The organism is Streptomyces sp. NPDC029164, from assembly GCF_055563995.1.
The window spans coordinates 156,068-165,719 of record NZ_JBVHWW010000005.1; the positions used below are offsets into that span (position 1 = coordinate 156,068).

The 9,652-nt window shown below is 68.3% G+C and carries 9 protein-coding genes; 7 read left to right on the forward strand and 2 right to left on the reverse strand.

From position 1 onward, the window contains the following. Nucleotides 1-251: 251 nt before the first annotated feature. The 3 genes from ACZ4VT_RS07220 (at nucleotide 252) to ACZ4VT_RS07230 (ending at nucleotide 4,011) form a co-directional block, all read left to right on the forward strand. Nucleotides 252-1,454 (forward strand): cytochrome P450 family protein, encoded by a 1,203-nt coding sequence (locus tag ACZ4VT_RS07220; protein WP_467947402.1) that lies wholly within the window; start codon nucleotides 252-254, stop codon nucleotides 1,452-1,454. A gap of 66 nt (nucleotides 1,455-1,520) precedes the next feature. After that, entirely contained in the window at nucleotides 1,521-2,786 is a 1,266-nt protein-coding gene (locus ACZ4VT_RS07225) for a beta-ketoacyl-[acyl-carrier-protein] synthase family protein (RefSeq protein ID WP_467947404.1), read from the forward strand. Next, on the forward strand, nucleotides 2,779-4,011 hold the full coding sequence (locus ACZ4VT_RS07230) for a ketosynthase chain-length factor (protein ID WP_467947406.1): 1,233 nt from the start codon (nucleotides 2,779-2,781) through the stop codon (nucleotides 4,009-4,011). Before ACZ4VT_RS07225 ends, ACZ4VT_RS07230 begins: the two co-directional genes overlap by 8 nt. A gap of 115 nt (nucleotides 4,012-4,126) precedes the next feature. Here the strand turns inward: ACZ4VT_RS07230 and ACZ4VT_RS07235 are convergent, their stop codons facing one another. Continuing rightward, the gene (locus tag ACZ4VT_RS07235) at nucleotides 4,127-5,131 is read right to left on the reverse strand and encodes a ketoacyl-ACP synthase III family protein (protein ID WP_467947407.1); all 1,005 of its coding nucleotides are present in this window, start codon (nucleotides 5,129-5,131) and stop codon (nucleotides 4,127-4,129) included. A 202-nt stretch (nucleotides 5,132-5,333) separates the two neighbouring features. On the opposite strand from ACZ4VT_RS07235, the gene ACZ4VT_RS07240 reads away from it, so the two are divergent. From ACZ4VT_RS07240 to ACZ4VT_RS07255, 4 genes are all read left to right on the forward strand, one after another. Next, nucleotides 5,334-5,591, forward strand: a complete 258-nt coding sequence (locus ACZ4VT_RS07240) for an acyl carrier protein (RefSeq protein WP_467947408.1) — start codon at nucleotides 5,334-5,336, stop codon at nucleotides 5,589-5,591. 43 nt (nucleotides 5,592-5,634) lie between these two features. Beyond that, a complete protein-coding gene (locus ACZ4VT_RS07245; RefSeq protein ID WP_467947410.1) occupies nucleotides 5,635-6,444 on the forward strand; it encodes a methyltransferase domain-containing protein in 810 nt (269 codons plus the stop codon). 508 nt (nucleotides 6,445-6,952) lie between these two features. After that, nucleotides 6,953-7,609 carry a response regulator gene (locus ACZ4VT_RS07250; RefSeq protein WP_467947412.1) on the forward strand — a complete coding sequence of 219 codons (657 nt, stop codon included), beginning with the start codon at nucleotides 6,953-6,955 and terminating at the stop codon, nucleotides 7,607-7,609. A gap of 198 nt (nucleotides 7,610-7,807) precedes the next feature. Next, the gene (locus tag ACZ4VT_RS07255; protein ID WP_467947413.1) at nucleotides 7,808-8,557 is read left to right on the forward strand and encodes an SDR family oxidoreductase; all 750 of its coding nucleotides are present in this window, start codon (nucleotides 7,808-7,810) and stop codon (nucleotides 8,555-8,557) included. Between the two features lie 81 nt (nucleotides 8,558-8,638). Here the strand turns inward: ACZ4VT_RS07255 and ACZ4VT_RS07260 are convergent, their stop codons facing one another. Next, complete coding sequence (locus ACZ4VT_RS07260; protein WP_467947414.1) at nucleotides 8,639-9,451, reverse strand: AfsR/SARP family transcriptional regulator; 813 nt, start codon at nucleotides 9,449-9,451, stop codon at nucleotides 8,639-8,641. Between the last annotated feature and the right edge of the window lie 201 nt (nucleotides 9,452-9,652).

Sequence of the window (9,652 nt, forward strand, 5' to 3'; positions counted from 1 at the left end):
GTTCTCACGGCGGGCACGGCCATCGCTTGGGCTGTCCTTTTGCCGTTCGGCGGCCGTACGCCCCCCGAACCGCGTTCGTCCGGTTCGAACCGGACACGAACTCCTCTCGAACCGGTGCCGCGAAGCTGGGCGCACAACGTCGCCTTCCTGGCTGTCCGCGCATGCGCGCCGCCCTACCGCACCTTCGGCACAGCACGGCGGGCCGAATCATCCCGGTTGTGAACTGAGCACCAATGCAGAGGAGGCGGACGATGGACTTCGGCGCGGATCCCTATCCCAAGTACGCGTGGCTGCGTGAGGAAGAGCCGGTCCGGCAGGTCATGGAAGGCCAGGGCCTCTACGGATTGCTGGTGACCCGGTACGAAGACGTACGGATGTTGCTGGGCGATCCCAGGATGAGCAAGGACCCGCGCAACGCGCCGCTCGACTGGCAGGCGGCGGGCAAGGGACGCCCGCTGGAGGACCGGACCGGGCTCGGGACGCACCTGCTCACCACTGACGGGATCGAGCACACACGGCTGCGCCGGCTGGTCTCGACCGCCTTCACCGCCCGCCGCGTCGAGGGCCTGCGCGGCCAGGTGCAGCAGATCACGGACGGGCTGCTCGACGAGATCGTGCCGAGGGGACGCGTCGACCTGGTCACCGAGTTCGCGTTCCCGCTGGCGATCACGGTGATCTGCGAGCTGCTGGGAGTACCCTCGGCGGACCAGGACGTGTTCCGCCAGTGGACGAAGGACTTCCGCCGGTGGACGAACAACACCGGCTCCGGCCGGACCGACAACGCGAACGCGCGGCCGGTCGGACTGCGTGACCTCCTCGGGTACCTCACCGAGCTGGTCGCCAAGCGCCGCGACGAGCCGGCGGACGGTCTGGTCGACGCGCTGATCGCGGCCAGGGACGACGACGACCGGCTGAATGAGACCGAGCTGCTGTCGATGATGTCCCTGTTGCTGGTCGGGGGCTTCGAGACGACCGTCAACCTGATCGGGAACGGCACGCTCGCCCTCCTGCGCCACCCCGACCAACTCGCGCTGCTGCGCGAGCAACCGGATCTCGTGGATTCGGCCCTGGAGGAGATGCTCCGGTACGACGGGTCGTTCGAGACGGCGACCTGGCGGTTCCCGCTCGAGCCCATGGAGATCGCGGGTACCCGCATAGAGAAGGGCCACCCGGTGCTCTTGTCACTGGCCTCGGCCAACCGGGATCAGGCGAAGTTCAAGGAAGCGGACCATTTCGACGTCGCCCGTTCCGAGAACGGGCACGTGGCGTTCGGACGTGGTGCGCACTTCTGCCTCGGCGCCCCGCTGGCCAGGCTGGAGGGCCGGATCGCGTTCGACGGGCTGCTGCGCAGGCTGCCCGGACTCGCGTTGGCCGTACCGCCTGAGCAACTGCGATGGCAGCGGAGCCTCACGATCCGCGGATTGGAATCGCTGCCCGTCACGTTCGATGCCTGACCTCCGCTATCAGGAAGAGATTCCCATGCCACGTGTTGAATTGAGCGCGCGAGCGGTGAGCACACGATGAATCGACGGGTCGCCATCACCGGCATCGGCGTGCGCGCCCCGGGCGGTGGAAACGCCAAGGAGTTCTGGGAGCTGATCTCGTCCGGCACCGCGGCCATTCGCACCATCTCGCTGTTCGACCCGTCCGGGTTCCGTTCCCAGGTCGCGGGCGAGTGCGACTTCGATCCGGTGGCGGAGGGCTTCTTCGCGCAGGAGATCCGGCGGATGGACCGGAGCGCGCAGCTCGCCATCGCCGCGACCAGGGAAGCGGTCGCGGACGCCGACCTCGACATGGACACGATTGACCCGCATCGCACCGGGACCAGCATCGGCAGCGCCATCGGCGGCACGATGAGCCTGGACCGGGAATACAACGTGCTGTCCGACGGCGGCCGCAAATGGCTCCTCGATCACGAGTACGCGATACCGCACCTGTTCAAGTATCTCGTCCCGACGTCGATCGCCGCCGACGTGGCCTGGGAGGTCGGTGCCGAAGGCCCCGTGGCGCTGGTGTCCACGGGGTGCACCGCCGGCATCGAATCGGTGTCCCACGCGGCGCAGCTGATCCGCGAAGGCTCCGCCGACGTGATGCTGGCCGGCGGCACGGACGCGCCCCTCTCGCCGGTCTGTGTCGCCTCCTTCGACGCGATCAAGGCGACGACGCCTCGTAACGACGACCCGGCCACCGCGTCCCGCCCGTTCGACCGCACCCGGAACGGGTTCGTGCTCGCCGAAGGCAGCGCGATGCTGGTGCTGGAGGAGTGGAACCACGCCAGGGCACGCGGCGCGCGCGTCTACGCGGAGATCGGCGGCTGGGGCGTGCGCTCGAACGCGTTCCACATGACCGGGCTCCGGCCCGAGGGCACCGAAATGGCCGAGGCCGTCGAGGTGGCGCTGCGGATGGCCAAGCGCGCCCCCGAGCAGGTGGACTACGTGAACGCGCACGGCTCCAGCACACAACAGAACGACCGGCACGAGACGGACGCGTTCAAGCGCAGCCTCGGCGACCACGCGTTCCGGACGCCGGTGAGCTCCATCAAGTCCATGATCGGCCACTCGCTGGGCGCGATCGGCTCGATCGAGATCGCGGCCTGCGCCCTGGCCATCCAATCCGGGCTGATCCCGCCGACAGCCAACCTGCACGAGCCCGACCCGGCGCTGGGCCTCGACTACGTTCCGCTGGAAGCGCGGCCGGCGGACCTGCGCACGGTACTCAAGGTGGGCAGTGGGTTCGGTGGTTTCCAGAGCGCCATGGTGCTGACCAAGGGGGATTCCGATGAGTGACACCGTCCCCGCGCCGACGCGCCAGCGCGCGGTGATCACCGGCATCGGGGTGGTCGCGCCGAACGGGTTCGACGCCGACGAATACTGGGACGCCGTGCTGCACGGGCGCAGTGGCATCGAACGGATCACCCGGTTCGATCCGGCGCCGTACCCGGTCAGGCTGGCGGGCGAGGTCGCCGACTACGACGTCGGCGAGCACGTCCCCGGCCGGCTGGTGCCGCAGACCGACCAGGCCACCCGGCTGGCGCTGATCGCGACGGACGCCGCCGTCGGCGACTCCGACCTGGAGCTGGCCGCCATCCCCGGTGATCAGGTCGGTATCGTCACGGGCATCTCCGCGGGCGGGCTCGAGTACAGCCAGCGCGAGTTGGAGAAGCTGTGGAGCCTCGGCAGCCACCGTGTGAGCGCCTACCTCTCGTTCTCCTGGTTCTACGCGGTGAACACGGGCCAGATCTCCATCCGGCACGGACTCCACGGCGCCGGCGGGGTGTTGACCGGCCAGACGAGCGGGCTGGACTCCATCGCGCAGGCCCGCCGGTACGTGGCCGACGGTCTGCCGGTGGTGATGTGCGGCGCGACGGACAGCACGATGTGTCCGCTCGGGTGGGTGATCGAGCTGACGACCGGCAGGATGAGCACGGTGAGCGACCCGGCGCGGGCCTATCTGCCGTTTGACGCCGCCGCGTCCGGCCACCTGCCGGGTGAGGGGGGCGCCATGCTCATCGTCGAGGAGGCCGGGCACGCACGCGCTCGTGGGGTCCAGCCGTACGGAGAGATCGCCGGGTACGCCTCCACCTTCGACCCACGGCCCGGTTCGGCACGGGAACCCGGGCTGCGCCGGGCGATCGAGCTCGCGCTGTCGGACGCCGGTGTGAGGCCGGCCGACGTCGACGTGGTCTTCGCGGACGCGGCCGGGGTCGCCGAACTCGACCGCGCCGAAGCGGCCGCCGTGACCGCCGTGTTCGGACCGCGGGCCGTTCCGGTGACAGCGCCGAAGACGATGACCGGCCGGCTGTATTCCGGTGGCCCGGCGCTCGATGTGGCCACAGCGTCGTTGAGCATGCGCCATGGCGTCATACCACCCATGATCAATGTGACCGAGCCGGTCGGGTCCGATCAGCTGGACCTGGTCCTCGGCCGGCCGAGGGAAACGACCGTGTCCACCGCTCTGGTACTGACCCGCGGCGACGGCATCAACTCCGCGATGGTGTTGACGGCGGCGTAGCGCACGCCGGTACCGCGGCCGAGGGATCCTCTTCCGGAGCCGACGCCGTTCGGCCGGGCAGCCGTCAGCGACGGCTGCCCCGTACGGCGTCGGCCCGGAATGGCCATCGCCCGGTTCACGGCTTGGCGGTGATCTCCACGATGCCGGCCGTCCAGGTGAAGCCGGCGCCGACGCCCGCCAGCAGGCAGGTCTGACCGGGTTCGAGGGCGCCCTCGGAGACGAGGTGGGCCAGCCCGGCGAACTGGTCGCCCGCGCCGAGATGCCCGACCTGCCTTCCCCAGGACCAGGTCGATCGCTGCGGGTCGATGCCGAACGGGTCGAAGTACTGCGCCCGCATCCGGGTCCGGCCCAGGTTCGGCAACACGTACCAGTCGATGTCGCTGAGCTTCACGTCCGCTTGGGCGCAAGCCCCTTCGAACGCCTCCCGTTGACCCGTTTCGATGCGCTTGAGCAGGGCCTCCACCCCGAGCTCGCGCACCAGGGAGTCGCTGTTCAAGTCGACCGGGGATCCGGTGGCCAGCGGCGCGTCGCTGAACCGCTCACCCCGACTGCCGTGCTCCAGGCCGGAGTCGGACACCGTGACGAGTCCGCGGAGCCTGGCGAATCCGGTGCGGGTGGACAACACCACCGCGGTGCCGCCGTCGCCGCAGATGGTGCTCGGGTCGCTACGCCACCGGTCGAAGCCGGGGAGGCAGAACCGGTCGGCCGTGGTGACCAGCGCCGCCGGCCGATCGCCGGCCTTCAGGTAGTGCGCCGCGAGCTCCAGGGCGATCATGCCGCCGTTGGACATCTGGCGGACCTCGATGGCCGGATAGGAGCCGCCGCCGGTGAACCGCTGGATGTACGACGCCGGCGGCCACATGTCGTGACCCTGGTGGTACGCGCAGGCGTGCAGCAGCAGCCGGAGGTCCTCCGGCTCGGACCCGGCGCGTTCGAGCGCGGCCCGTGCGGCCAGCACCGCCATCTCCGGCGCCGACTTGTCCGCCGAGACGCACACCGACTCGATGCCGGTATTCCAGACCCGCGCGCGGTCGGCGAGGCCGGCTCGTTCCGCCTCGTCGAGTGTCATGCGCTCGGGCAGCCACGAACTCGCGGCGGCTATGTAGAGCCCGTCGCTCATTGTCGTCCTCCCAGGATCGAATCGGGTACCCGTATCCGGTCAGGGTCGTCATGTCCGGCGGAGGCTCGTTCGAGGCCCAGGCGAGGCCTCACACGCGCGCCGGGTCCGAAGGACAGCGGGTCGCCGTCGATCGGAACTCGATCGGGTGTCGAAGCACCCCGGCCATGTTGGTTTCGACGTCAACGAGACGAAGGGGGCAACAATGGCGACGTTCACCCAGGCGGACCTGGTGGGGTACATCCGTCAGGCGGCGGGCGAGGACGACGGGGTTGACCTGGACGGCGACATCGCCGAGCTCACGTTCGCCGACATGGGCTACGACTCGGTCGCGATGGTGGAGGTGACGCTCCTGGTCGAGCGAGAGCTCGGGATAGCCCTGCCGGAGGACAGGACGGGCAAGGACGCGACCCCGAAGGAGTTCGTCGAGCTGGTCAACGAGTTGCTGCACGCATCGATCTAGCCGCGGGCCCCGGTGGCGCGGCCGGCCCCATGAGGAGGTGCCCATGTACAGCACAGAGCACAAGCAACGCTTCGACAACGACGCGCCGGTGGCGACCGAGCAGCTGAGCCTGCTCGCGGAGATCCTCAACCGGGAGACGTTCGGCATCCTGGGCGAGGAGGTGCGTGTCGGTCACGGCTGGCGCTGCTGGGACGTGGGCACCGGGGACGGCTCCGTCGCCCGCTGGCTGGCCGCCAGGGTGGGAACGTCCGGTCATGTGGTGGCCAGCGACCTCAAGCCGCAGCACGTGCCCGACCATCCACGGATCGAGGCGATCCGTCACGACCTCACCCGTGACCCGTGGCCGGAGCCGAAGTTCGACCTGATTCACGCCCGGCTGTTGTTGATGCACCTGGCCGACAGGGACGCCATCGCCGCGAAGCTGGCCGCACACCTGCGGCCGGGCGGTGCGCTGGTGCTCACCGACTGGTACTCCGCTGCCGCCGAAGAGGGCCTGATCAAATCCCCGGTTGACGCATACACGGCGCGCATCTTCCAGGATTACCACGACGGCGTGCAGAAACTCGCAGGGCAGACGGGTATGGACTTCGACTGGGCGCGGCGTACGCCGGACGTGCTCGCCGCCGCCGGCTATCGGGACATCACGGTGCGGGACTATCAGGCGCCGGGGGAGGGCGGAAAACCGACCGCCCTGCTCGCTCGGCTGCACACCGGCATGCTGGAGCCCTTTCTGCTGAGCCAAACCGATCTGACCGCCGCCGACCTTGCCGTGATCCGGGAAACGCTTATGGATCCGGAATTTGAGATGGTGCCCAACCATACGTATACGACCATCGTTCGGCTGCCGAAGTGAGGGTGGGCAATAGGGAACAGGCCGCGGCCGGAAGGTAGGCGCGCAGGAGCCCGGGCGATGTCGGCCGCCCGTGGCGGTCGCGGCGGCGGCACCGAGACGGTCCCGCCTTGAGCGTCTCGACTGTGGCCGCCGCACGTACCGACTCGAGGAGCCGCAGCAGGTCAGAAAGGCCATCGTGCACCCCGGGGTTTGAGCCTCACGGTTCTCCCCGAGCCCTGCACGGTGGCCCCTGCCTGTTCAGGGGGTACGCACCGGAGCGGCGGAAGCGCGTGTAGGGCTCACCTACGTGGGCTTGGCGCCTTGATCCGCTTACGGCGATCTTGTCAGGAGGTGGGGCCACGGACTACCGTGTCGTATGCCAGCGAGCATACGGGGGAATTAATGGCAGCTTATGCGGCACGGTTGGCGACGGGAATGCGGAACGCGAGTTTCGCGGTCGATGACGCAGGCAGAGTTCTCAGAAATCCGGCACCGTCGTGGAAATGGTCATTACGATTAGGGCCAGGCCATGCAGCCTGACCACGACGGTCGGTTACGTATCGTGCTGATCGACGACCACACGCTGCTGCGCGAGGTGATGCGCGAGGCGCTCGACATGGAACCGGACATGACCGTGGTCGGCGACGCCGCCACCGGGGCAGCCGGCATCCTCTATTGCAAGACCGAACAACCCGACGTCGTACTGCTCGACGTGAACATTCCCGACTGGTCGGTCACCGAGACCGTGCCGACGATCCGCTCGATATCGCCGAACGCCAGGGTCCTGATCGTCAGCATGCATGACGATCCGGTGCTGGTGCGGCAAATGCTCGACAGCGGAGTTCGCGGCTATCTGAACAAGTCGGTAAGCCGGACCGACCTGGTGTCCAGTATTCGCGCAGTGTGCGGGGACGACATCCGCATCGTGCTGCACGTATCCGCCGAGGCACTGACCCACATTGCCTCGGCGTCGAACTCCCCGGAGACGCTCACCAAACGGGAGCTGGAGATCCTGACCCTGGTGAGCAAGGCCATGAGCAATCGGCAGATCTCACGGCGACTGGCCATCGCCGAGGGTACGGTAAAGCGTCACCTGGGAACCATCTTCACAAAGCTGGGCGCCCGTTCCCGGCTCGACGCGGTCAACAAGGCGATTTCCATCGGTCTCATCACCCGCGTCGGATAAGACTGTTACCCGAGCCATTGGAGGCACACTCGTAGCGCATTCGTGGCTGGTACGAGTATCGAACCAATCGGCGCGTCCCCGGGTTGTTGCCGACCCTTGGTGCTGCTCTAATCGCTTTCCGGAGAACCTTCGTCCCCTGTTCCCAGGGGAGGTAATCCAGAAGTAGCTGAGGCACCACCAAGGGGAGGTTCGCAGGCTATGGCAAGCTTGAATGGCAAGACCGCGCTGGTGACCGGCGGTCGGACCGGAATTGGTTTCGGGATCGCCAAGGCGTTGGTCGAGCGCGGCGCGAATGTGGTGATCACCGCACGCAGTGAGGACAAGCTGCGTGAGGCGGCCGCCGAACTCGGCGACGAACGGGCCATCGGCGTTGCCGGCGACGCCAATGACCCCGAGCACCAGCGGATCGCGGTCGCGACCACCGTCGAACGGTTCGGTTCGCTCGATCTGCTGGTGAACAACGTCGGCGGCACGGAACGCAACAGCCGCCGGCTGGTCGACACCGATGTGGCGGCGTACCGGCGCACCATCGAGCTCAATCTGATGTCCGCGCTGACCTGGGTCCAGGCGGCCTGGCACGGCTGGCTTGGCGAGCACGGCGGCGCCATCGTCAACATATCCTCGATCGCCAGCATGCTCGCCGTTCCCGACGGCACCTCCTACGGGACGGCCAAGGCGGCGCTGAACCATTTCACCCAACAAATGGCGAACGAGCTCGCGCCCGGGGTCCGGGTGAACGGCGTCGCGGCCGGCACGGTACTCACCGATTTCACCAGGGTGAACGTCGAGGGCAGGGAGGAGAAGGTGGTCGGCTCCGTCCCGCTGAAGCGACTCGGTACACCCGCTGACGTGGGTGCGGCCGTGGCCTTCCTGCTCTCGGACGAAGCGGCCTGGATCACCGGGCACACCCTCGTCGTCGACGGCGGCCGGCTCCTCCACAACAGGTAGGACTGCATCGGACCGATCGAGGATCGCCTGCCGGCGATCCTCGATCCGTCATCGTCACGGTCGCCTACGGCAGAGCGGGAACTACCAAGTGGCCTGCTCCGAAAGGTACTTCTCCGACACCCCCCGTCCCGTCCAGGAGTCGCGTCCGGCCAGGACCTCCTGGTGCAGCTCCTGCAGCACCTCGGACGGTTCGAGCCCGAGCTCGGTCGACAGCGTCTTGCGCAGGTGCTGGTACGCGACCAGCGATTCGTTCCGTCGGCCGCTGGATGCCAGCGCCTTGATCAGTTGCGCGTGATACCACTCGTTGAGCGGGTCGGCCAGCAGCATGGCCTTCAGCTCCCCGACGAGTTCCCGGTGCCGGCCCAGCATCGCGTCGGCCTGGATGCGCAGTTCAACGGTGTGCGCCCGCTGCTCCGTGAGATGGACGACGTGCGCTTGGATCGACGGGCCGGCCGTCACGTCGGCGAGCGCGGGTCCCGACCAGAGGCCGAGCGCCTGCCGCAGCAGTCGCCCCGCCGCGGCCGGATCACCGGCGGCGAGCGCGGTGCGCCCCTGCTTGGCCAGCCGGAAGAACGCTCCCAGGTCGAGCTGCTCCGGTTCCACCCGGAGCATGTAGCCGGTGCCGCACGTCGCGAGCACCTGCTCGACCGAATGGTCCGGCACCCACGGTTCGAACTGACGCCGCAGCTGGTAGATGTACGTCTGTGCGGTGGGGACGGCGCTCTTCGGCGGCTTGTCACCCCACAGTTCGTCAATGATCGCGTCGAGCATGACGATGTTGTTCGCGCACAGGAGCAGCTGCGCCAGCACACGCCGCGCCATGGGCGCGGTCGGTGTGCAGTCGCCCAGATCGTTGGTGACGGTCAGGCGGCCGAGTACCTGGTATTGCAACACGGGCTAATGCCTCCACACGATGATCGTTGGGACGGGCCTCGACCCAGACTCTGCCGAGCGCTTTGCTCGACAAGCAATGCTTCGGGGCGAAGGTCCCACTCCGGTGACCGTGTCGGGCCGCGTCGACTACAACCTTCGTTGCATCTCCGTGGACGAGAGGTTTGCGTGCGGCGGCACCGGCCGAGCCCGCCCCCTGAGAGC